The following is a 22,685-nucleotide window of genomic DNA, read 5'->3' as shown; positions in this document are numbered from 1 at the left end:
CTCCGGTCGCGGACCGCGTCCGGCGTTCACCGGTCGGCTCGCGACCGTCGCCTGCCGCCTGCCGCCTGCCGCCTGCCGCCTGCCGCCTGCCGCGGCCGGTGCCGGTGCCGGTGCCGGGGACTCAGTTCGCTTCGGCCGTCTCCGGGGGCGGTGGGTCCAGATGCGGGGCCAACCAGGTCGGTACGCCCCCGAGCAGCCGGAAGAGCCGCCCCGCCTCGGCGCGCAGCCGGGTCGCCGCCTCGGGCTCCGGCTCGGAGTCCGCGAGGGCGATGAGGGCCGGAGCCGTACCGATCAGATAGCCCAGTTCCTCCCTTATCCGCAGGGATTCGGCGAAGCCGTGCCGGGCCTCCGCGAGTTCGCCCTCACGCAGGGCGAGCAGGGCGAGATGACGCCAGGTCGAGGAGAGCAGCAATGCGTCGCCCTGCGCGGTGGCACCGGCGTGGGCCCTGCGGTACGCGGCACGCGCGGCCTCCGGCGAGTCGGCGATGTTCTGCGCGATCAGCCCCCGGCGGAAGTCCAGCAGCGGGCGGCCCGGCGCGGACGGGGCGAGCAGCGCGGCGGCCCGGCTCAGGGCGACACTGGCCTCGTCGGCCCGGTCCCGTACCCCCAGAAGCGTCGAGGCGTACGCCAGATGGCCGCGCTCGCAGGCGGCCGCGCCGCGTTCGGCGTCGTCGTGGGCCAGCGCCTCGGCGGTGCGCAGGGCGTCCTCGGCATCGGTCCAGCCCTGTCCGGTGTACAGGCACCGCTCGATCAGCAGGGCCGTCCGCTGGAGTGCCGCCGCCGGATCGGTGGCGGCGTCGTGTTCGAGCAGCGCGGCGGCGTCCGTCCAGCAGGCGCGTGACCGCAGCCGCCATACCGCTGTCTGGAGCGGCGGATCGTCATCTGCTGTCGTTCCGGAACCAGACATGGCGGTATACGCCACATTGCCCTCCCCGAGCGCGCCATCGAGCTGTTGGGTCTGGCCGCATCTCAGCACGGAATGGCACGCCGGGCCAAGGGGTCGGGTCAATGTCAGGTGAAAGATTTCACAAACGACCGGACCCGCCGAGAGCCGTGGCAGGGCCCGGAAGTCAGCTCATACGCAGGGCGAGGAAGAAATCGAGCTTGTCCTCCAGGCGCGAAAGGTCACGCCCCGTCAACTGCTCGATTCGCCCGACCCGGTAGCGCAGTGTGTTGACGTGCAGATGGAGCCGGGACGCGCAGCGGGTCCAGGAACCGTCGCAGTCCAGGAACGCCTCCAGTGTCGGGATCAGCTCCGCGCGGTGGCGCCGGTCGTAGTCGCGCAGCGGGTCGAGCAGCCGTGCGGTGAACGCACGGCGCACGTCGTCCGGGACGAACGGCAGCAGCAGGACGTGCGAGGCCAGCTCGTGATGGCCGGCCGCGCAGACCCGGCCGGGGCGGGCCGCCGCCACCCGGCGGGCGTGCCGGGCCTCCTCCAGGGCACCGCGGAGCCCCTCGGGCGAATGCACGGCCGCACTGACACCCAGTGTCAGCCGGCCGTCGTCGGCGAGGCCCGCGGAGAGCGGCTCGCGGACGGCGGCGAGCAGCACATCGGCGTGCAGCGCGGCCTCCGCCTCGGCGGAGGCCGCGTCGGGGGCGGAGCCGTGGGCCCCCGCGGATGTGGTGGCGGCGGGCAGCGGCAGGAGGGCCACGGCCTCGTCGCCCGTGTGGGCGACCGCGATCCGGTCGGCGGAGTCGGGGCCGGTGACGGCGGGATCGACGAGGATCTCCTCCAGCAGCGCCTGGGCCACCGGGCCGCCCGCGACGGCGGGGCCGGAGCCGCCGGCCGGGGTGCCCGCGACGGAGCCGGCTGGTCCGCCCGTGGTGGCGGAGCCCTCCGCGCCGCCCCACTCGACCCGGGCCACCACGACCTGCCAGTGCGGCGCGGCGCCGAGACCCGGCAGCAGCACCGGGGCGGCGACCCGCAGCCGGGCGGCGATCTCAGTGGGCGGGGCACCCGTCTGGACCAGCTCCAGGACTTCCTGGGCGAGCCTGCGGCGTACCGTACGGGCGGCGTCGCGCCGGTCCCGTTCGACCGCGATCAGCTGGGTGACGCCCTGGAGCAGATCCAGCCGGGCGGGCGGCCAGTCGCTCGCGTCCGCCTCGACCGCGAGCAGCCAGTCGGAGAGCACCGACTCGCGCACATCCCGGGAGGCCGGGAGGGCGCCCCGGCCGGTGTTGCGGATCGGGAAGAGCGAATACGTGGTGCCGGCCACCGTGGTCCGGTGCGGGGCCCGGCGACCGGTGCGGGTGGCGGCCAGGTGGTGGCCGGCGAGTTCCGCGCCGACCGGTCCGGCCAGCGGCACGTCACCGGCGCCCGCGATCTGCCGGCCGGTGGGGGAGAGCACCCAGGCACGCAGGTCGAGGTCGGAACCGAGCAGGTCGAGCACCACCTCGGGGCCACCGCCCGCCGGACCCGAGGTCATGAGCCTGCGGTGCCGGTCCACGACCGCGGCCAGATCGCCCGCACGCTCGCCGGACACCTGGCGCACCACATGCTCGGTGATCGTTGCGAACGCGACGGTCTCGTGGACGGCGAAGAGCGGCAGCCGGTGCCGCGCGCACGCCTCCACCAGATCGCCGGGGATGTCGCCGAGCTCCGCCTCGCCCGCCGCCAGACCGGCGACCCCGGCCCCGGCCAGGATCCGTACGAACGGCTCCGAGTCCGTCGCGTCCCGGCGCCAGGCCAGGCCCGTCAGGACCAGCTCGCCGCCCGACAGATAGCGGCTGGGATCCCGCAGGTCGGTGGTCATCACGCCGCGGACGGACCTGTCCAGCTCGTCCTCGCCGCCGAGCAGCCGCAGGCCCAGCGCGTCGGTCTCCAGCAGTGCGCGCAGCCGCATCTCGTCGCCGCCGATCTCTTTCGTTGGTGCGGGTGAAAACTGGTTATTGCGGTGAGGTTACTGACCCCCGCCATTCGTTCGAATCTACAAGACGAGGAGATCGACCAGCCAACTCCTTCATGGGTTCGGTGACTGCACCAGGTGGAGCACGGCTTGTGTACTTGGCCCCACACCGCGTCGACAACATAGGAACGACCAGTCGAGGGCCGGCCGTCCCCAGCCCCGGCGAACGAACCCGATTGAGAAGAAGAGAGCCACTCATGGACTTCCTTCGCCCCGCCAGCTGGGAGGAGGCGCTCGCCGCCAAGGCCGAGCACCCGACGGCTGTGCCCATCGCGGGTGGCACCGATGTGATGGTCGAGATCAACTTCGACCACCGGCGGCCCGAGTACCTCCTGGACCTGAACCGCATCGGAGAGCTGGCCGAATGGGAGGTGGGCCAGGAGACCGTACGGCTCGGAGCCTGTGTCCCGTACAGCCACATCATGGAGCATCTGCGCGCCGAGCTGCCCGGACTGGCGCTCGCCTCGCACACCGTCGCCTCGCCGCAGATCCGCAACCGCGGCGGCGTCGGCGGCAACCTGGGCACCGCGTCGCCCGCCGGAGACGCCCACCCGGCGCTGCTCGCCGCGGGCGCCGAGGTCGAGGCCGCATCCGTACGCGGCACCAGGATGATCCCGATCGACGCCTTCTACACCGGTGTCAAACGCAACGCCCTCGCCCCGGACGAGCTGATCCGGGCCGTGCACATCAAGAAGGCCGACGGGCCGCAGCAGTACTCCAAGGTCGGCACCCGCAACGCGATGGTCATCGCGGTCTGCGCCTTCGGCCTGGCGCTGCACCCCGAGACCCGCACGGTCCGCACCGGCATCGGCTCGGCCGCCCCCACGCCCGTACGGGCGAAGGAGGCGGAGGAATTCCTGAACGCCGCACTCGAAGAGGGCGGTTTCTGGGACAGCCGCACGATCATCACCCCGTCCATCGCCTCGCAGTTCGCCACGCTCGCCGCCGGTGCCTGCAACCCGATCGACGACGTGCGCGGTACCGCGAGCTACCGCAGGCACGCGGTCGGGATCATGGCCCGCCGCACCCTCGGCTGGACCTGGGAGTCGTACCGCGGCAACGGCCGCAGCACCGAAGGAGCTGCCTGATCATGCGAGTCAATTTCACGGTCAACGGCCGCAGGCACGAGGCGGACGACGTCTGGGAGGGCGAGTCCCTCCTGTACGTGCTGCGTGAGCGGATGGGTCTGCCCGGCTCGAAGAACGCCTGCGAGCAGGGCGAGTGCGGCTCCTGCACGGTCCGTCTGGACGGTGTCCCGGTCTGCTCCTGCCTGGTCGCCGCCGGCCAGGTGGAGGGCCGCGAGGTCGTCACCGTAGAGGGCCTCGCGGACTTCGCCGCCCACCGCTCCCGGGCACACCCCGGCAGCGGCTGCGCATCCGGTGCCTGCGGCACCGCGCCGGACAAGGCCCGGCAGTGGGAGGCCAAACCGGCCGGTGCGGAGACCCGGGACACCGGTGAACTCTCCCCGATCCAGCAGGCGTTCATCGACGCCGGAGCCGTGCAGTGCGGCTTCTGCACCCCCGGCCTGCTGGTCGCCGCCGACGAGCTGCTCGAACGCAACCCGGAACCGTCCGACGCGGACATCCGCGAGGCGCTCTCCGGCAACCTCTGCCGTTGCACCGGCTACGAGAAGATCCTCGACGCGGTCCGCCTGGCGGCCGCCCGCGCGGAAGAAACGGTCTGACGATGGGCGTTACCGGCAACCCCACCAGCATCAACCAGGGCACCCGCACCAAGGGCGGCATCGGCGAGTCCACGCTGCGTCCCGACGGCATCCTGAAGGTCACCGGAGAGTTCGCGTACTCCTCCGACATGTGGCACGAGGACATGCTCTGGGGCCACACGCTGCGCTCCACACTCGCGCACGCCGAGATCGTCTCCATCGACACCTCGGAAGCGCTCGCCACCCCCGGCGTCTACGCCGTGCTCACCTACGACGACCTGCCGACCTCGGTGAAGAACTACGGGCTGGAGATCCAGGACACCCCGGTCCTCGCCCACGGCAAGGTCCGCCACCACGGCGAACCGGTGGCGCTCGTCGCCGCCGACCATCCGGAGACGGCCCGTCGCGCCGCGGCGAAGATCAGGATCGACTACCGCGAGCTGCCCCTCGTCACCGACGAGGCCTCCGCCACCGCCCCCGGCGCGCCCCTCGTCCACGAGGGCCGCGACGACCACCACGCGGGGCACGTACCGCACCCCAACATCGTCCACCGCCAGCCCATCGTCCGCGGCGACGCGGACGCGGCGGCGGCCCGCGCCGATGTCGTGGTCAGCGGCGAGTACGTCTTCGGCATGCAGGACCAGGCATTTCTCGGCCCCGAGTCCGGACTCGCCGTGCCCGCCGAGGACGGCGGCGTCGACCTGTACGTCGCCACCCAGTGGCTCCACTCCGACCTGCGCCAGATCGCCCCCGTCCTCGGCCTGCCCGAGGACAAGGTCCGCATGACGCTCTCCGGGGTCGGCGGAGCCTTCGGCGGCCGCGAGGACCTGTCGATGCAGATCCACGCCTGCCTGCTCGCCCTGCGCACCGGCAAGCCGGTCAAGATCGTCTACAACCGGTTCGAGTCCTTCTTCGGGCATGTGCACCGTCACCCCGCCAAGCTCTGGTACGAGCACGGTGCCACCCGCGACGGCAAGCTGACCCATATGAAATGTCGCATCGTACTGGACGGCGGAGCCTATGCCTCCGCTTCTCCGGCCGTCGTCGGCAACGCCTCCTCGCTCAGCGTCGGCCCGTATGTCGTCGACGACGTCGACATCGAGGCCGTCGCGCTCTACACCAACAACCCGCCGTGCGGTGCCATGCGCGGCTTCGGCGCGGTCCAGGCGTGCTTCGCCTACGAGGCGCAGATGGACCGGCTTGCCGCCGAACTCGGCATGGACCCGGTCGAGTTCCGGCAGCTCAACGCCATGGAACAGGGCGCCGTCCTGCCGACCGGGCAGGTCGTCGACTCGCCCGCCCCGGTCGCCGAGCTGCTGCGCCGGGTCAAGGCCAGGCCGCTGCCGCCCGAGCGCCAGTGGGAGGTGGCAGGCGAACAGGCCGACGTACGGGCCCTGCCCGGCGGACTGTCCAACACCACGCATGGCGAAGGCGTCGTGCGCGGCGTCGGCTACGCGGTCGGCCTCAAGAACGTCGGCTTCTCCGAGGGCTTCGACGACTACTCCACCGCCCGGGTGCGCATGGAGGCCATCGCCGGCGAACCCGTCGCGACCGTGCACACCGCCATGGCCGAGGTCGGGCAGGGCGGCGTCACCGTCCACGCCCAGATCGCCCGTACCGAACTCGGCGTCGCCCAGGTCACCATCCACCCGGCCGACACCCGGGTCGGGTCAGCCGGCTCCACCTCCGCCTCCCGGCAGACCTATGTCACCGGTGGCGCCGTGAAGCACTCCTGCGAGGCCGTCCGCGAGAAGGTCCTGGAGATGGGACGCCGCAAGTTCGGTATGTACCACCCCGCCTGGGCCACCGCCGAACTGCTCCTGGAGAGCGGCAAGGTCGTCACCGACGGCGGCGAAGTGCTGGCCGATCTGGCCGACGTGCTGGGGGACGAGGCGGTCGACATCGAGCTGGAGTGGCGCCACCGGCCCACCGAGGCGTTCGACCTCCGCACCGGACAGGGCAACGGGCACGTCCAGTACTCCTTCGCCGCGCACCGCGCGGTCGTCGAGGTCGACACCGAACTCGGCCTCGTCAAGGTCGTCGAACTGGCCTGCGCCCAGGACGTCGGCAAGGCGCTCAACCCGCTCTCCGTCGAAGGACAGATCCAGGGCGGCACCACCCAGGGCCTGGGCGTCGCCGTCATGGAGGAGATCATCGTCGACCCGAAGACCGCGAAGGTGCGCAACCCGTCCTTCACGGACTACCTGATCCCCACCATCCTCGACACCCCGACCATCCCGGTCGACGTGCTCGAACTCGCCGACGACCACGCCCCGTACGGGCTCCGCGGCATCGGTGAGGCCCCCACCCTGTCGTCGACCCCGGCCGTCCTCGCGGCGATCCGCGACGCGACGGGCCTGGAGCTCAACAGGACTCCGGTACGCCCCGAGCACCTCACGGGCACCTGAGTCCCGGCTCCTCCTGGACTCTCCGGGCGGTGCGCGCCTCCCCGGAACGTCGCAGTTCCGCCGCCCGCACCACCCGGAGCACCCAAGTGCCGTGCAGTTCACGGCCCTTGGCGTACTCAGCAGTACCGCGGTACCAGCACATTCCACTCTGCATGAACAGTTCGTCTCGGGCCGTCCCCCGGGTCGTGCCGCCAGCGCAGTCATCCCAAATCCCGCATTTCGATTCATCATCGCGGGTGCCCCTGTGAACCTTGGGAGTCAGGCATCATGACCCAGCAGTCAGTGGAGCCCGGGACCATCGCGGAGGACGCGGGCTCCGGCTCGCGCGTTCCCGCCGGAAGATCCTGGCTCGACCGGTACTTCCACATCTCCGACCGTGGCTCCACCGTCGCACGCGAAGTGCGCGGTGGCATCACGACCTTCATGGCGATGTGCTACATCCTTCTGCTCAACCCGCTCCTGCTGTCCGGGCCGGACGTGGCGAATCACCGCCTCAGCCACGCCGGGCTGATCACGGCGACCGCGCTCGCCGCCGCCGTCTCCACCCTGCTGATGGGCTTCATCGGCAAGGTGCCCCTCGCCCTCGCCGCGGGACTCTCCGTCTCCGGTGTGCTCGCCACCCAGGTGGCGCCCCACATGACGTGGCCGCAGGCCATGGGCATGTGCGTGATGTACGGCGCGGTGATCGTGCTGCTGGTCGTCACCGGGCTGCGCGAGATCATCATGAACGCGATACCGCTGGCCCTGAAGCACGGCATCACCATCGGCATCGGCCTGTTCATCGCGCTGATCGGCCTGGTCAATGCCGGCTTCGTCGGCAAGGGTGCCCCGGTCACCCTCGGCGTGGACGGGCAGCTCTCCGGCTGGCCCGTACTGCTCTTCTGCGTCACCCTGCTGCTCATCTTCATGCTGCAGGCCCGCAAGGTGCCCGGCGCGATCCTGATCGGCATCGTCGGCGGTACCGTCCTCGCCGTCGTCGTCAACGCGGTCGGTGACATCAGCCCCAAGGCGTGGGGCGGCAGCGCACCCGAACTGCAGGGCAGCGCCGTCTCGATGCCCGACTTCGGGCTCTTCGGCCATGTCGAGTTCGGCGGCTGGGGCGACATCGGCGTCATGACCGTGGGCATGATCGTCTTCACTCTGGTCCTGGCCGGCTTCTTCGACGCGATGGCGACCATCATCGGCGTCGGCACGGAGGCCGGGCTCGCCGACAGCAAGGGCCGGATGTCCGGCCTGTCCAAGGCGCTGTTCATCGACGGTGCGGGCGGGGCGATCGGGGGCGTCTCCGGAGCCTCCGGCCAGACCGTCTTCATCGAGTCGGCGACCGGCGTCGGCGAAGGGGCCCGCACGGGTCTGTCCTCCGTCGTCACCGGTGTGCTCTTCGCCGCCGGGCTGTTCTTCACCCCCCTCGCCCAGATCGTGCCGGGGCCGATAGCCGCCGCCGCGCTGGTCGTCATCGGCGCGATGATGATGCAGAACGCCCGCCATGTCGACTGGAGCGACCGCTCCGTCGCGGTGCCGGTCTTCCTGACCGTGGCCCTGATGCCGTTCACGTACTCCATCACCGCCGGTGTCGGCGCCGGGGTGATCTCCTTCGTCGCGATCAAGGCGGCGCAGGCCAGGTTCCGTGAGGTCGGCGCGTTCATGTGGGTGCTGACCGGAGTGTTCGTCGTGTACTTCGCACTCAGCCCGATCGAGAGTTGGATCGGCGCCAAGTAGGCCGGTCCGTACCGGGACCGGCCCGTCCCTCCGCACACCCGTAGAAGGAGAAACGCCATGCTGGACATCGCCGAGCAGCTCAACCGGTGGGTCGAGCAGGGACGCGACTTCGCCGTGGCCACCGTGGTGGCGGTCGGCGGGAGCGCGCCCCGGCAGCCGGGAGCCGCCCTCGCCGTCGACCGTGACGGCACGGCGATCGGATCGGTCTCCGGCGGGTGTGTGGAGGGCGCGGTCTACGAGCTGTGCGGGCAGGCCCTCGATGACGGAAGGACCGTACGTGAGCGGTTCGGCTACAGCGACGAGGACGCCTTCGCGGTCGGACTGACCTGCGGCGGCGTCATCGACATCCTGGTGACACCGGTCCGTGCGGACGACCCCGCACGGGCGGTGTTCGCCGCCGCGCTCGCCGCCGCCGCACGCGGGGAGGCGGCGGCGGTCGCCAGGATCACCGACGGGCCCACGGACCTCCTCGGCCGCCCGCTGCTCGTCCGCCCCGACGGCTCGTACGAGGGCGGGCTCGGCGGACATCCGGAACTGGACCGCACCGCGGCGGCCGATGTCCGCGCGATGCTGGACGCGGGCCGCACCGGCTCCGTCACCGTCGGAGCCGAGGGCTCTCGCTGCGGACAACCACTGACTCTGCTCGTCGAATCGAGCGTCCCACCGCCCCGGATGATCGTCTTCGGTGCCATCGACTTCGCCTCGGCACTGGTCCGGGCGGGAAAGTTCCTCGGGTATCACGTCACCTTGTGCGACGCCCGCCCCGTCTTCGCCACGAGGGCCCGCTTCCCGGAGGCCGACGAACTGGTCGTCGACTGGCCGCACCGCTATCTCGCGGCGACCGACGTCGACGCGCGCACCGTCCTGTGCGTCCTCACCCACGACGCCAAGTTCGATGTCCCGCTGCTGGAACTGGCGTTGAGGCTGCCGGTGGCGTACGTCGGAGCGATGGGCTCGCGCCGCACCCATCTGGAGCGCAACGACCGGCTGCGCGGGGTCGGCGTCACGGAGCTGGAACTGGCCAGGCTGCATTCGCCGATCGGCCTCGACCTCGGCGCCCGCACCCCCGAGGAGACCGCGCTGTCGATCGCCGCCGAAATCGTCGCCGACCGGCGCGGCGGCAGCGGCGCACCGCTCAAGGGCGCGCACACTCCGATCCATCACGAGGGTGGTGGGACGCCGGCGGGAGTGATCACATCGGTGGCCTGAAGCGGCCCCCGCACCGTGATCGATCCGGGGCGGGTTGCCGCCACGGCGGATTCACGCCAGGTGTGAACCTGACAGTAGCCGTGCATTTGGCCTTTAGATCTGCTGCATGACCTTCACATCCTCCTCCGCTTCCGGCCGGGCGAGATCCGCCCGCGCGGGTCGCAGGGCTCTGCTCATAGCGACTTCGGTCGCCCTGGTGAGTGGCGCGATGCTTCCCGCAGCGGGCTCCGCTTCCGCGGCCGCAGACCGGCCCGGGGCCGTCGGCCGCCAGGCCGCCGCCCCTGCCAAGGAGTACGACATCACCCTGCTCACGGGCGATGTCGTGCACTACACGGACGGCGTCGGCAAGCAGGACACCGTCACCGTGGACCGCCCCGACGGTGCGGTCGGCGGCGTGCATGTCCAGCAGGCCGGCGACGACCTCTACGTCCTGCCCGACGAGGCCGAATCCCTGCTCGCGGCGGGCACGTTGGACCGCCGGCTGTTCAACGTCTCGGCCCTGGCCGCGATGGGGTACGACGACAAGAGGTCGGACGGCATCCCGCTCATCGCCACCTACCCGGCGAGCCGGGGCCGTTCGCTCCCCGCCGCCCCGCGCGGCGCCGAGAAGACCCACACCCTGGCCAGTATCCACGGTGCCGCGCTGAGGGCGGACAAGGACACCACCCGGGCCTTCTGGAACGACATCTCCCGTACGCCCACGGCCCGTTCGCTGGACAACGGCATCGCCAAGCTCTGGCTCGACGGCCGGGTGGAGGCCGCGCTGAAGGACTCCGTCCCGCAGGTCAACGCCCCGCAGGCATGGGCCGAGGGCTACGACGGCAAGGGCTCCAAGGTCGCCGTCCTGGACACCGGCATCGACGCCACCCACCCGGACGTCAAGGACCGCATCCTCGAAACCAAGAGCTTCGTCCCGGGCGAGGAGGTCGTCGACAAGAACGGCCACGGCACGCACGTCGCCTCCACGATCGCGGGCTCCGGCGCCGCGTCGGAAGGCGTCAACAAGGGCGTGGCCCCGGGTGCCGGCCTGATCGTCGGCAAGGTGCTCAGCAACGAGGGCTCCGGCGCGGACTCCGGCATCATCGAAGCCATGGAGTGGGCGAAGGCCGAAGGCGCCGACGTCGTCTCCATGAGCCTCGGCTCCAGCATCCCGGACGACGGCTCCGACCCGATGTCCCAGGCCGTCGACGCCCTTTCCGCCGACGGCGGGCCGTTGTTCGTGATCGCCGCGGGCAACGCCTACGGCGCGGGCACCATCGGCTCACCCGGCTCGGCGGACAAGGCGCTCACCGTCGCCGCCGTGGACAAGCAGGACAACCGTGCGGACTTCTCCTCGATGGGCCCGCTCGTCAGGTCCTACGGCCTGAAGCCCGACCTGTCCGCACCGGGTGTGGACATCAACGCGGCCGCCTCGCAGGCGGTCCCGGGCATCAGCGGGATGTACCAGTCGATGTCCGGTACGTCGATGGCGACGCCGCATGTCGCGGGCGCCGCAGCGATTCTGAAGCAGCGTCACCCCGACTGGTCCGGTCAGCGGATCAAGGACGCGCTGATGAGCTCGTCGAAGAAGCTCGACACGTACACCCCCTACGAGCAGGGCACCGGCCGGCTCGATGTGAAGGCGGCGGTCGACACCACGATCGAGGCGACCGGCTCCGTCGCGGTCGCCTCCTACGACTGGCCGCACTCCGCGTCCGACCCGGTCGCCCAGCGGACCATCACCTACCGCAACACCGGTACGAAGGACGTCACGCTCGACCTGGCCACGGACACGGACGCCGAGGCCTACACCCTGTCGGCGAAGCAGCTGACCGTCCCGGCCGGTTCCACCGCCGAGGCCGTGCTCTCGCTGGACCCGTCGAAGGTCGCGAGCGACACCCGGTTCTCCGGTCAGGTCATCGCCAAGGACGCGTCGGGCGCCACCGTCGCGCACACCGGCTTCGCCCTGAACAAGGAGCAGGAGCTCTACGACCTGACGCTCAGGCTCCGCGACCGCGACGGCAAGCCGATGGACGGCCAGGTCGTCCTCGCCGAGCTCGGCGACCCGAACCTGGGCGTCGTCCAGGTGTCGGGAGAGACCACGCTGAGGCTGCCGCCGGGCAACTACACCGCATGGACGGCCGCCGACATCACCGGTGACCGCGCCGACTCGAAGGCCCTGGCCTTCCTCGCGGCCCCCGAGACCATCCTCGACAAGGCGACCACGGTCACCCTCGACGCCTCCAAGGCCCGCAAGGTGAGCGTGCGGACGCCCAAGGAGACCGAGACCCGGCAGCTGCGATATGACATGGCACGTACCGCACCGGACGGTGTCGTCCAGCGCGACGCGTACCAGATCCCGTTGATCTACGACGAACTGTGGGCGAGCCCGACCAAGAAGGTCACACAGGGCAGCTTCTCCTTCCTGACCCGCTGGCGGCAGGGCGAGAAGCAGATCGACCTGACGGCCGGCGGCCGCGATGTGCCGGTCACCCCGCAGGGCGGCGCGGCCATCGCCGAGGACAGCAGGAAGAAGCTGGCCGGAGTCTTCGCGGGCAACGGGGCCGTGGCCGACTACAAGGGCCTCGACGTCAAGGGCAAGGCCGTCGTGATCCGCCGCAGCGACGCGGTCGCTCCCGCCGACCGGCTCGCCAACGCGGTGGCCGCGGGCGCCGCGGCGCTGTTCGTCGTCAACGACGGCGACGGCGTCCTGATGGAGAGCTACACCCCCTACGGGACCAAGGGCGCCATCCCGGTCGCCTCGGTCCAGCGCCTGGCGGGCGAGGACCTGATCGCCTCCGCCCGGCACGGGGCGAAACTGACGATCAATCAGCGGCTGTTCGCCCGCTACGTGTACGACCTGGTCGACCGCCACGACGGCGTCATCCCGGACCGTTCGCTGGAGTTCGCCCCGCCCGCCCGTCAGCTGGCGAAGGTGGAGAACACCTTCTACAGCCACAAGGGCGTCCTCGGCGGCGGCTACCGCTACGACATCCCGGACTACGGCCCGGGTATCGGTTTCGAGGAGTACGAGAAGTTCCCCGGGACCCGCGACGAGTGGGTCACCCCGCTTCCGGGCGCCTCCTTCTGGTACGAGAACCACTCGGTCCTCAACGCCGACGGATCGGGCACCGCCCAGGAGATGCGCAGCGGCGACCTGGACTACAAGGCCGGCCGCACCTACCCGGCCGAGTGGTTCGCGCCGATCACCCGCCCGCGTCTGGGCACCGGCTACTGGGGGCCGTTCCGGTCCGTCAACAATGACATCCAGTTCAACTTCACCCCGTGGACGGACTCGGGCACGGGCCACTCGGGCTCGATGCCGGAGGACGAGTACGACACCACCACCACCGCCTTCTATCAGGGCGACACCCTGATCAAGAAGGTCGCGGGCCGGGCAGGATATGCATGGGACGTCTCGTCGCAGAAGCTGCCGTACCGCTTCGTGCTCGACTCCGCCCGGGACGGCGACGTGTGGAAGACGTCCACCCGTACGCACACCGAGTGGAACTTCGTCTCGGGCGCCATGGACGAGAACGGCCCGTACCAGGCCGACATCCCGATGCTCCAGCTGGACTACAAGGTCGACACCGACCTGGCCGGCGATGTCACCGCCGGCAAGTGGACCGAGATCGGTCTCTCTTCCGGCACGCAGGAGTGGCTGGACGGCGCGGTGAAGGCCGCCAAGGCCTCGCTGTCGGTCAGCTACGACGACGGGAAGACCTGGAGCGCGGCGCAGTTGCGCAAGGACTCGGCCGGTTCCTGGACCGCCCGGTTCAAGACGCCGAAGAAGGGCAGCTCGTTCGTTTCGCTCAAGGCTCACGCCGAGGCGGCCGACGGGCTCGGAGTCGATCAGGAGATCATTCGGGCATTCGGCCTGAAGTGACCTGCTGAGCTTCGCTCCTGAGGTGGCCGCACATCCCTGACCGGGGTGTGCGGCCACCTCTTTTCAGTTCCCTTGGTGACCAAAATTTGTCTGCTTTTCCCGTATATGGCGGGCGATAAGGAGAGAAAGGGACTTATCGCGGTGCTGTGCAAGTTGCCACGGCGGCGTCGGCAGGTTTATAAGAGGAACGTGGCCGAAGCGATTCCGGGAATTCCGGGGACTGCCGCCACGGAGGTTTCCCATGTTTCTGACTCCGTCCGACACGGAGAAATTGCTGCTGAGTGTTGCCGGAATGGTTGCCCGGGACCGGCGGGAGCGCGGTGTGCGTCTCAATTACCCCGAGGCCGTCGCCCTGCTCGCCTGCTGGGCCATGGAGCGTGCCCGTGAGGGCGCCCGCGTCAGCGACCTGATGGCTGCCGGGCGGTCCGTCCTCACCCGTGCTGACGTGCTCGAAGGCGTCCCCGAGATGCTGCACGACGTCCAGGTCGAGGCAACCTTCCCGGACGGACGCAAGCTTGTCACGATCACCTCGCCGATCCCGTGATCCCCGGTGAGATCCGGACCGGATCCGGCGTAGTGAAAATCAATGACACCCGTACTCAATTGAATGTGACCGTAGTGAACGACGGTGATCGCCCCGTTCAAATCGGATCGCATCTGCATTTCTCGGACGCGAATCCCGCCCTTTCCTTCGACCGGTCCCTGACCGAGGGATTCCGGCTCGATATTCCCTCCGGTACGTCCCTGCGCTTCGAACCCGGAGTCGGTGCCGAAGTCACCCTCGTCGAACTGGGAGGCCGCCGAAAGGTTCCCGGCATCGTCGTGCCCGGCACCCGTACCGCACGAATGGACGGCATGTGACATGGCACAGTTGACCCGCGCCGCCTACGCGTCGCTCTACGGCCCCACCACCGGGGACCGCGTCCGCCTCGCCGACACAGACCTCTGGATCGAGGTCGAGGAGGACCGCTGCTTCGGCGGGGACGAGGCGGTGTTCGGCGGCGGCAAGTCCATTCGCGAGTCCATGGGCCAGGCCACCACCTCACGTGCCGACGGCGCCCTGGACCTCGTCATCACCAATGCCGTCGTCCTCGATCACTGGGGCATCGTCAAGACCGACGTCGGGGTCCGGGCCGGCCGGATCGTCGCCCTCGGCCGCTCCGGCAACCCCGACATCAGCGACGGCGTCCACCCCGATCTGGTGATCGGCCCCGGCACCGACGTGGTCTCCGGCGAGGGCCGCATCCTCACCGCCGGAGCCATCGACACCCACGTCCACTTCCTGATGCCGGAGACCCTGCACGAGGCCCTCGCCACCGGCACCACCACCGTCATCGGCGGCGGCACCGGAGCCACCGAAGGATCCAAGGCCACCACCGTCACCCCCGGCGCCTGGAACCTCGCGATGATGCACCGGTCCCTGGACCGCGTCCCGCTCAACATCATGCTGTTCGGCAAGGGTTCGACCGTCGGCGAGGACTCCCTGCGCGAGGCGGCGCTCGGCGGTGCCGGCGGCTACAAGGTCCATGAGGACTGGGGCGCCACCCCCGCCGCCATCGACGCCGCACTGAAGGCGGCCGACGCCTACGGTCTCCAGGTCGCCCTGCACGCCGACAGCCTCAACGAGACCGGCTACGTCGAAGGAACCCTGGACGCCATCGCCGGACGCGGCATCCACGTCTTCCACGCCGAAGGCGCGGGCGGCGGCCACGCACCCGACATCATCACCGTCGCCTCCCACCCCAACGTCCTTCCCGCGTCCACCAATCCGACGCTCCCGCACACCGTCAACACCGTCGCGGAGCACCTCGACATGCTGATGGTCTGCCACCACCTCAACCCGCGCGTCCCCGAAGACCTCGCCTTCGCCGAGTCCCGCATCCGCGCCACCACCATCGCCGCCGAAGACGTCCTGCACGACATCGGCGCCCTCTCCATCACCTCCTCCGACGCCCAGGCCATGGGCCGGATCGGCGAGGTCATCTGCCGCACCTGGCAGGTCGCCCACACCATGAAGCAGCGCTTCGGAGACCGCGGCAGCGAACTGCCCGCCGACAACGAACGGGCCCGCCGCTACATCGCCAAGTACACGATCTGCCCCGCTGTCGCCCATGGCATCGACCATGTCGTCGGCTCCGTCGAACCCGGCAAGCTCGCCGACCTGGTGCTGTGGGACCCCGCCTTCTTCGGCATCCGCCCCGCCGCCGTGATCAAGGGCGGCATGGTGGTGTACGCGCCCCTCGGCGACGCCAACGCCGCGATCCCCACCACCCAGCCCGTCCTGCTGCGCCCCACCGCCGCGGCCGACGCCGCCCCGCATCTCTCGGTCAGCTTCGTCGCCCCGGCGGCCCTGGCGGACGGTCTCGCCGAACGCCTGGGCCTCGTACGGGAATTGGTCGCCGTGCGGCCCACCCGCCACCTCACCAAGGCGGACCTGCCGAACAACACGGCGCTCCCGGACATCGACGTCGATCCGGAAACCTTCGCCATCCGTATCGACGGAGAGCCCGTCGAGCCCGCGCCCGCCACCGAACTGCCGCTCGCCCAGCGGTACTCCATGTTCTGATGACGGGCCTGGCACCTCTCCTGTTCGCCGACGGACGGCTCCCGGTCGGCGCGTACACCTACAGCGCGGGCCTCGAACCGGCCGTCGCGGCCGGCCTCACCCGTGACCGCATCCCCGCACTCCTGCGAGCCCGGCTGAACACCGCGGCGGTCACCGAGGCAGCCGCCGCCGTACTCGCCCTGCGGGCCGCAGAACAGGACCCGGTGGACTACGGCCCCGTACAACAGGCCCTCGCGGCCCGGACCCCGGCCGCGCCCCTGCGCGAGGCATCGGCGACGCTCGGCCGCGGCGTGCACCGCCTGGCGCGACGGCTGGCCCCGCACCACCCCGCGGTCACCGCCCTGTCCGCGATCCGTCCCCGCCCGCTGCGGCCGGTCACACTCGGCGCCCTCGGGGCCGTCATGAAGGTGTCGGAGGAGGAACTCGCCCAGGCCGTCGTCTACGACGAACTGCAGACCGTCGCCTCCGCGGCGCTCAAGCTGCTGCCTGGTGACCCCCTCGACACCGTCGCCTGGATCCTCGCCGCGGAGCCGCACGCCACGGCCGCGGCGGCCGAGGCCCTCGCCGTACGGAACCCGGCCGAACTGCCCGCCCGTACGCCCCCGCTCACCGAGCACTGGGCGCTCGAACACGCACTACGAGAACGGAGACTCTTCCTTGCCTGACCAGCAGTCCGACCGGCAGCGAGACGTACGAACCGCCCATGGCCCCCACCGGCACGAGCACCCCCGGTACCCCCAGCACGACCACCGGCCGCGCGCCCTGCGCCTCGGCGTCGCGGGCCCGGTCGGCACCGGCAAGAGCTCGATCCTCGCCACCCTGTGCCGCGAGCTGGCCGGTGAACTCGCCATGGCCGTCGTCACCAACGACATCTACACCGACGAGGACGCCCGTTTTCTCCGCTCGGCCGGCGTCCTGCCCACCGAGCGCATCCGCGCCGTCGAGACCGGTGCCTGCCCGCACACCGCGATCCGTGACGACGTCAGCGCCAACCTCGACGCCGTCGAGGATCTGGAGGAGGCGTACGGACCGCTCGACCTGGTGCTCGTCGAAAGCGGCGGCGACAACCTCACCGCCACCTTCAGCCCGGCCCTCGCCGATGCCCAGCTCTTCTGCATCGACGTCGCCGGTGGCGGCGACGTCGCCCGCAAGGGCGGCCCCGGCATCACCGGCGCCGACCTCCTGATCATCAACAAGACCGACCTGGCGCCCTATGTCGAGGTCGACGTGGACACCATGGTCGCCGACGCCCGGAAGGCCCGCGACGGCCTGCCGGTCCTCGCCCTCTCGAAGAACGACCCGGCGTCGATCGCCCAACTCGCCGACTGGGTACGGGCGGTGCTCGTCCGGCACCGCAACGGCACCCACATCCCCACCGACCCGGGCCCCATGGCACCCCACAGTCACAGCCACGGCGACTCGTGACCCGGCGGACGGTCGCCCCCGCCGAGCCGGGCGACCCCACCGTCGTCTCCGTGGTACGCGACGCAGCGGGCCGCCACGTCGCCCGCGAACTGCGCCCCGGCGCGTTCCTCGCCCCCCGCCCCCTGCTGCCGTCACCCGACCGCGTGCGGATCGCCCTGGTCGGTACCCGGGCCGGTCTGCTCGCGGGCGACGATCTGCTGCTGCACATCGCGGTCGGCCCCGGGGCCCGCCTGGAGCTGGTCGAACCGTCGGGCCTGGTCGCGTACGACCATCGCGGTGGGACGTCGAGGTGGCGGGCCCGGGTCGACATCGCCGAGGGCGGCGAACTGCGCTGGGACGCCCGGCCGTTCGTGATCGCGACGGGCGCCCGGGTCGAGCGCTCGATGGACGTCGCGCTGGCGTCCGGTGCTCGGATGCTGTGGCGCGACACTCTGGTCCTGGGACGTTCCGGCGAGCGGGGCGGCAGCCTGCGGGTGATGACCCGTGCCACGTACGACGGCCGTGAGCTGCTGGTCGAGGACCTGGATCTCACGGACCCGGAGCTGCGCGAACTCCCTGGCATCCTGGGCCCGAACCGTGTCATCGGCTCCGTCACCTCCCTCGGTGCGAAACCCGGCGGAGCGCCCCACCGGTACCGCATGGAACTGGCCGGCCCGGGGACGCAGGTGCGGCTCCTGGACACGGTGGCGCCGACGGTCGAGGCGGAGCTGTCCGCGGTCTGGGCGGACTGGCTCTCCGCCTGAGACATCTCCGTACCGTGGAACTCGACGGTTCCCCGTCGGCGGTATTTGCCTGACGCTCAGTCAGGAATGGGCGGGCCGAAGGGTATCCCCCCTCCCGGTCCGGGGGATTTCCCCATGGTCGCCGCGGAACGCCCGTGGATAGCCTGCGTCGAGCAACGGCCCCGAGCGGGCCGGAGATCGACCAGGCGGATCCAGGGGGAGAATCATGCGTTGGCCCAGGGTGTTCATGGCCACAACGATGGTGGGAAGCGGTCTGATCGGGCTCGGCGCGTGCGGCCTCCTCGACTGGAACACCTTCGAGAACGACGCCCGGGTACCGCAGAGGATCACCTCCGTCAGGCTGGATCTCGGCGCCGGCCGGGTGAACCTGCGGGGCGTGCCGAAGGGCACCGAGGCGTCTTTGCACCGCTCGGTGCGCTACCGGGGAGACAAGCCCCAAGGCGCGTCGCACCGGGTCGAGAACGGTGTCCTGGTGCTGGGCGGCTGCGGCAACGAGTGCTCGGTGTCCTACACCGTCGACGTGCCCGCGGGACTCCCGGTCTCGGGCGGAACCTCCTCGGGCTCCGTCGTACTGGCCCGAGTCGGGTCGGTGGACGTGACCACGCACTCCGGACGGATCGAGCTGGACGGAGTGACCGGCCCGGCCGATGTGCACACCTCCAACGGCCGGATCGAGGCGCGCGGTCTGGCCGGTCCCGTCCGGGCCAGGACCTCCAACGGGCGGATCGAACTGACTCCGCTGAATCCACAGGACGTCCGGGCCGAAACCTCCAACGGGGCCATCGTCGTCACCGTGCCGACGGGCCGGTACAGGGTCACCGCCAGCACGCACCACGGTCACAAGAACATCGGCATCGCCAACGACCCGGCGGGCGAGCACGAGATCGATCTGACCACCGCCAACGGCTCGATCACGGTCAGGAACGGCTGATCCGGCCGACCACGGCCAACGGCTCGATCACGGTCAGGAACGGCTGATCCGGGGGCGGTCGACCGCGCCGCGCGCCACGACGGCCGCACACAGCAGCGCGGGGGCCGCCGCGACCGCGAAACAGACCGCCGTCGGCAGGCGGCCCACCAGCAGACCCACCGCCGCAGTACCCGCCGAGGACCCGGCGTTGACAGCGGTGTTGACCCACGCACCCGCCTGTGTACGGCTGCCCGTGCCCACGGACTCGTCCGCGACGAGATACGCGGTCGTCAGGGCGGGGGCGACGAATACCCCTGCGGCGGCGACCACCGCGACCAGCACGTACACATCGGGCGACAGCCCGGCCACCACCATCGCCGCCGCCAGGCCGGCGGCCGGGACGGGCAGCCGCACCCGGTTCGGCGCACGCCAGGAGACGGCACCATAGGCGAGCCCGCCGACCGCGCTTCCCGCTGAGAGCGCGGCCAGCACCCAGGCCACGGCCGCTCCCCGGTGGTGCTGCTCGGTGAACGCCACCACCAGGAGATCCAGGGCCCCCAGACACAGCCCCACGGACGCTGCCACGAGCGCGGCGTGCCGCAGCCCGGCCATGCCGAGCAGCCGCTGCTCACGGGGCGCGTCCCGCGACCCGGCGGCCTTCTCCGTCGGCGGTGCGGCGCCGATGCCGCGCACCGCGGGCGAGGACACCAGCGCCAGGGTGCCCACCAGCACGAGCGCGGCACTGATTGCGACGCCCGCCGCGGGGACGGTGAACCCGATCACCACGCCCACCAGCAACGGCCCGGTGACGAACAGCAGTTCCTCGGCGACGCCGTCCAGGCTGTACGCGCGCTGCAACAGCTCCCGTTCCGGAACGAGGCTGCTCCACACGGTCCGCATCACCGGGCCCAGCGGCGGTGTGCAGGCGCCCGCCGTCACGGCGAGCGCCCCCAGCAGGAGCGAGGAGGCCCCCGGCCGCCAGGTGGCGTACGCAAGGGCGGCGAGCAGTGCGGAGTAGACACCGGCCATCGGCGGCAGGGCCCGGCGCGGCCCGTACCGGTCGATCAGCGCGGCACGGACGGGGGAGAGGAAGACGCTGGTGGCGCCGAACAGGGCCATGACGGCGCCCGCGACCGAGTACGAACCGGTGGCGTCCTTCACCGCCAGCATCAGGGAGAGGGAGACCAGCCCGTACGAGAGCCGTCCCAGCAGTGCGGCACCGAAGGTGCGGGAGGCGTGGCGGGTACGCAGGACCGTGGCGTACGACGGGTTGCGCGAAGGCGCGGGTGAGGGCGAGAGCATGGGGACATTCCTCGTGAGGGCAGCGCGGTGCACGGCGCTGCGGGCATGCGGGGACTCCGAACGGCCGCACCCGGTGGGAGGGAGTGGGTGCGGTCAGTACGGGGTCCTACGCACAGGAGAGGAACATGCCGGCCAACGTACCAGGGTGAGAGGTGGGTTGTGGAGGGTGCGCCAGGGGGGAGGGCAGGCAAGGGCAGGGGCCGGAAAAGCGCTGTGAGGTGTGACAGCGCGGCGGGTACGTTGGCGGCCATGTTGCCCTCCCCCTCCCGCAATCGTCCTCCCTACGACGCGGACGAGCGGACTCAGCTCGTCGGCTGGCTCGACATGCAGCGTGCGGTCGCCCGCTGGAAGTGCGACGGGCTGTCGGAGGCGGACGCCCATCGGTCCGTCCTCCCGTCCTCGCCGCACATGACGGTGGCCGGTGTCATGTCACACCTCCGCTGGGCCGAGCACCTCTGGTACGAGGTCGTCCTGCTGGGCCGCCCGGCCGTGGGGCCCATGTTCGACGGGCCCGAGGACGCCGACATGATGGTCGAGGACGTCCCGCTCGCGGAGCTCATCGACGCCTACGACCGGCAGATCGCGGTGTCGAACGAGATCGTCGCCGCGCAGTCGCTCGACGACGTGGGCCGCCACCCGGATTTCGACGTCTCGGCCGCGAGCCTGCGCTGGATCATGTTCCACATGATCGAGGAGACCGCCCGGCACGCGGGCCATCTGGACGCCATCAGGGAGATCCTGGACGGCGAGACGGGCTACTACTGACCCGGCCCCCGGCCGCGCACACCTCGTCGGCCGCACCGCATCGTCGGTCGAACCGCCTCGCCGGCCGCGCACACCTCGCCGGCCGCCCACACCCCGGCGGCTGCATCCATCTCGTCCGTGTCAGTCGGTGATGCCGGTGTTGGCTGCCAGGATTTCCGCGGTGGTCTGCCGGAGGCGTGGGAGGTATCCGACGACTTCGTCGGCGCGGTGGAGGAGGTCTTCGGTGGACGTGACGCCGAGATCGGCGACGGCCTCACGGAAGGCCGGGAGGCGCGCGACGTGCAGGTCCGGTGCGTCCGCGGCCAGGACGGCGTGACAGCGCGCGAACGTCGCGATGATCCAGAAGACGGCTTCGCGGTGGTCGCCCCGCTCGATGAGCTGCCGGCTTCCCCCGATGGCGATCGGCCGTGCCTCGGCGGTGATGTCGCTGCTGAAGAAGAACGGGGTACGGGCGACCCGCGCGGCCGCGTCGAACGTACGGGCCAGTTCGTCCAGATGATGCCCGGTCCTGCGGGCGGACAGCCCCGCGCATCCCAGGAGCTCCAGCAGCTCCGGATACCGGTGCACCTGCCCGTAGTCGGTGAGGACCGCGCGAGCCGCCGGGTAGCGCAACCGGACGGTGGGGTTGCGCAGGGCGGCGACGAGCAGGACATGGGTGGTCACCCCGGTGGGGAACAGCCAGGCCGTCACCTGTTCGTGGAACGGCGCCGAGGTGTCGAACGCGGCGAGGCGGGTCACGATCCGGCGCTCCGCGTCCAGGCATCTGCGGCGCACCCAGGACCGTTCGGCGAACCGTTGCGACACGTGCGCCCGCAGTCCGCGCAGATGGCCGGTCGGGTCGTCGATGACCGTGTCGCGGCGGAAGCTCCCCGCCAGGTGGTAGGAGGAGAGGACGCCGTCCGCCGAGGAGAGGTCGTCCCACGTCACATAGCTGACCTCCAGCAGCGCATCGTGGAAGCGGAGCTTGCCCGGCTTGTCCGGCGGGTCGTGCTCGGCTGTGACGACGACGATGTCGACGTCGGAGAACGGGGAGAGTTCGGCCTCGTCCGGCAGGCCGACCGTCGACCCGCTGAAGTAGGCGCCACGGAAACCGGAATCGGATCGGGCATGCTCTTCGACCCAACGCGCCGCGGCCGCTCGGGCCGTACCGACTCTCATACCGAGTCCTTTCACCGCTCTTTTGCCACCCACCGCTCGGGATGCC

At 71.0% G+C, this 22,685-nt stretch carries 18 protein-coding genes; 14 read left to right on the top strand and 4 right to left on the bottom strand.

Annotated features, from left to right (window positions below; all coding sequences use genetic code 11):
* Positions 1-121 precede the first annotated feature (121 nt).
* Together ACIOMQ_RS10130 and ACIOMQ_RS10125 are read right to left on the bottom strand one after the other, a co-directional pair.
* The gene (locus ACIOMQ_RS10130) at positions 122-907 is read right to left on the bottom strand and encodes a hypothetical protein (protein WP_362197626.1); all 786 of its coding nucleotides are present in this window, start codon (positions 905-907) and stop codon (positions 122-124) included.
* Between the two features lie 163 nt (positions 908-1,070).
* On the bottom strand, positions 1,071-2,843 hold the full coding sequence (locus tag ACIOMQ_RS10125) for a PucR family transcriptional regulator (protein ID WP_401263718.1): 1,773 nt from the start codon (positions 2,841-2,843) through the stop codon (positions 1,071-1,073).
* Between the two features lie 260 nt (positions 2,844-3,103).
* Between ACIOMQ_RS10125 and ACIOMQ_RS10120 the strand changes: the two genes are divergently transcribed.
* From ACIOMQ_RS10120 to ACIOMQ_RS10060, 13 genes are all read left to right on the top strand, one after another.
* Positions 3,104-3,994 carry an FAD binding domain-containing protein gene (locus tag ACIOMQ_RS10120; protein ID WP_389798842.1) on the top strand — a complete coding sequence of 297 codons (891 nt, stop codon included), beginning with the start codon at positions 3,104-3,106 and terminating at the stop codon, positions 3,992-3,994.
* Between the two features lie 2 nt (positions 3,995-3,996).
* Positions 3,997-4,590 (top strand): (2Fe-2S)-binding protein, encoded by a 594-nt coding sequence (locus tag ACIOMQ_RS10115; protein ID WP_362197617.1) that lies wholly within the window; start codon positions 3,997-3,999, stop codon positions 4,588-4,590.
* Between the two features lie 2 nt (positions 4,591-4,592).
* Positions 4,593-6,977 carry a xanthine dehydrogenase subunit D gene (gene pucD / locus ACIOMQ_RS10110; protein WP_402188529.1) on the top strand — a complete coding sequence of 795 codons (2,385 nt, stop codon included), beginning with the start codon at positions 4,593-4,595 and terminating at the stop codon, positions 6,975-6,977.
* Positions 6,978-7,244: 267 nt separating this feature from the next.
* Positions 7,245-8,696: an NCS2 family permease gene (locus ACIOMQ_RS10105; protein WP_402188527.1), complete on the top strand. Its 1,452-nt coding sequence runs from the start codon at positions 7,245-7,247 to the stop codon at positions 8,694-8,696.
* 57 nt (positions 8,697-8,753) lie between these two features.
* Positions 8,754-9,905 carry an XdhC family protein gene (locus ACIOMQ_RS10100; protein ID WP_402188525.1) on the top strand — a complete coding sequence of 384 codons (1,152 nt, stop codon included), beginning with the start codon at positions 8,754-8,756 and terminating at the stop codon, positions 9,903-9,905.
* Between the two features lie 106 nt (positions 9,906-10,011).
* The gene (locus ACIOMQ_RS10095; protein WP_402188523.1) at positions 10,012-13,770 is read left to right on the top strand and encodes a S8 family serine peptidase; all 3,759 of its coding nucleotides are present in this window, start codon (positions 10,012-10,014) and stop codon (positions 13,768-13,770) included.
* 241 nt (positions 13,771-14,011) lie between these two features.
* Positions 14,012-14,314 carry an urease subunit gamma gene (locus ACIOMQ_RS10090; RefSeq protein WP_362197602.1) on the top strand — a complete coding sequence of 101 codons (303 nt, stop codon included), beginning with the start codon at positions 14,012-14,014 and terminating at the stop codon, positions 14,312-14,314.
* Positions 14,311-14,631, top strand: coding sequence for an urease subunit beta (locus tag ACIOMQ_RS10085; protein ID WP_401755823.1), 321 nt, complete (start codon positions 14,311-14,313; stop codon positions 14,629-14,631). Before ACIOMQ_RS10090 ends, ACIOMQ_RS10085 begins: the two co-directional genes overlap by 4 nt.
* 1 nt (position 14,632) lies before the next feature.
* Positions 14,633-16,336 (top strand): urease subunit alpha, encoded by a 1,704-nt coding sequence (locus ACIOMQ_RS10080; protein ID WP_401936510.1) that lies wholly within the window; start codon positions 14,633-14,635, stop codon positions 16,334-16,336.
* Complete coding sequence (locus tag ACIOMQ_RS10075) at positions 16,336-17,001, top strand: urease accessory protein UreF (protein ID WP_401936513.1); 666 nt, start codon at positions 16,336-16,338, stop codon at positions 16,999-17,001. The genes ACIOMQ_RS10080 and ACIOMQ_RS10075 overlap by 1 nt, the downstream gene beginning before the upstream one ends.
* Before the next feature lie 97 nt (positions 17,002-17,098).
* Positions 17,099-17,761 (top strand): urease accessory protein UreG, encoded by a 663-nt coding sequence (gene ureG / locus ACIOMQ_RS10070; protein WP_401263782.1) that lies wholly within the window; start codon positions 17,099-17,101, stop codon positions 17,759-17,761.
* Entirely contained in the window at positions 17,758-18,504 is a 747-nt protein-coding gene (locus tag ACIOMQ_RS10065) for an urease accessory protein UreD (protein ID WP_402188521.1), read from the top strand. Before ureG ends, ACIOMQ_RS10065 begins: the two co-directional genes overlap by 4 nt.
* Positions 18,505-18,730: 226 nt before the next feature.
* Positions 18,731-19,435: a DUF4097 family beta strand repeat-containing protein gene (locus ACIOMQ_RS10060; protein ID WP_362197587.1), complete on the top strand. Its 705-nt coding sequence runs from the start codon at positions 18,731-18,733 to the stop codon at positions 19,433-19,435.
* A gap of 33 nt (positions 19,436-19,468) precedes the next feature.
* Here ACIOMQ_RS10060 and ACIOMQ_RS10055 read toward each other — a convergent pair whose 3' ends face one another.
* Positions 19,469-20,716, bottom strand: a complete 1,248-nt coding sequence (locus ACIOMQ_RS10055; RefSeq protein WP_401936519.1) for an MFS transporter — start codon at positions 20,714-20,716, stop codon at positions 19,469-19,471.
* A 249-nt stretch (positions 20,717-20,965) separates the two neighbouring features.
* Between ACIOMQ_RS10055 and ACIOMQ_RS10050 the strand changes: the two genes are divergently transcribed.
* A complete protein-coding gene (locus tag ACIOMQ_RS10050; RefSeq protein WP_402188519.1) occupies positions 20,966-21,481 on the top strand; it encodes a DinB family protein in 516 nt (171 codons plus the stop codon).
* A 120-nt stretch (positions 21,482-21,601) separates the two neighbouring features.
* On the opposite strand, the gene ACIOMQ_RS10045 is transcribed toward ACIOMQ_RS10050, so the two are convergent.
* Positions 21,602-22,639, bottom strand: a complete 1,038-nt coding sequence (locus ACIOMQ_RS10045; RefSeq protein ID WP_362197578.1) for a hypothetical protein — start codon at positions 22,637-22,639, stop codon at positions 21,602-21,604.
* Positions 22,640-22,685 lie beyond the last annotated feature (46 nt).

The sequence above is a fragment of the Streptomyces sp. NPDC087845 genome (assembly GCF_044742755.1).
Taxonomy (GTDB): domain Bacteria; phylum Actinomycetota; class Actinomycetes; order Streptomycetales; family Streptomycetaceae; genus Streptomyces.
Note: the sequence above shows the minus strand (reverse complement) of the source record. Positions and strands in the feature narration are given on the sequence as shown.

Coding starts and splice junctions, on each gene's coding strand:
- ACIOMQ_RS10125 (WP_401263718.1), bottom strand. CDS start 2,843: ATGCGGCTGCGCGCACTGCTGGAGACCGACGCGCTGGGCCTGCGGCTG.
- ACIOMQ_RS10115 (WP_362197617.1), top strand. CDS start 3,997: ATGCGAGTCAATTTCACGGTCAACGGCCGCAGGCACGAGGCGGACGAC.
- ACIOMQ_RS10105 (WP_402188527.1), top strand. CDS start 7,245: ATGACCCAGCAGTCAGTGGAGCCCGGGACCATCGCGGAGGACGCGGGC.
- ACIOMQ_RS10095 (WP_402188523.1), top strand. CDS start 10,012: ATGACCTTCACATCCTCCTCCGCTTCCGGCCGGGCGAGATCCGCCCGC.
- ACIOMQ_RS10130 (WP_362197626.1), bottom strand. CDS start 907: ATGTCTGGTTCCGGAACGACAGCAGATGACGATCCGCCGCTCCAGACA.
- ACIOMQ_RS10050 (WP_402188519.1), top strand. CDS start 20,966: ATGTTGCCCTCCCCCTCCCGCAATCGTCCTCCCTACGACGCGGACGAG.
- ACIOMQ_RS10075 (WP_401936513.1), top strand. CDS start 16,336: ATGACGGGCCTGGCACCTCTCCTGTTCGCCGACGGACGGCTCCCGGTC.
- ACIOMQ_RS10080 (WP_401936510.1), top strand. CDS start 14,633: ATGGCACAGTTGACCCGCGCCGCCTACGCGTCGCTCTACGGCCCCACC.
- pucD (WP_402188529.1), top strand. CDS start 4,593: ATGGGCGTTACCGGCAACCCCACCAGCATCAACCAGGGCACCCGCACC.
- ACIOMQ_RS10100 (WP_402188525.1), top strand. CDS start 8,754: ATGCTGGACATCGCCGAGCAGCTCAACCGGTGGGTCGAGCAGGGACGC.
- ACIOMQ_RS10060 (WP_362197587.1), top strand. CDS start 18,731: ATGGCCACAACGATGGTGGGAAGCGGTCTGATCGGGCTCGGCGCGTGC.
- ACIOMQ_RS10090 (WP_362197602.1), top strand. CDS start 14,012: ATGTTTCTGACTCCGTCCGACACGGAGAAATTGCTGCTGAGTGTTGCC.
- ACIOMQ_RS10045 (WP_362197578.1), bottom strand. CDS start 22,639: ATGAGAGTCGGTACGGCCCGAGCGGCCGCGGCGCGTTGGGTCGAAGAG.
- ACIOMQ_RS10055 (WP_401936519.1), bottom strand. CDS start 20,716: ATGCTCTCGCCCTCACCCGCGCCTTCGCGCAACCCGTCGTACGCCACG.
- ACIOMQ_RS10120 (WP_389798842.1), top strand. CDS start 3,104: ATGGACTTCCTTCGCCCCGCCAGCTGGGAGGAGGCGCTCGCCGCCAAG.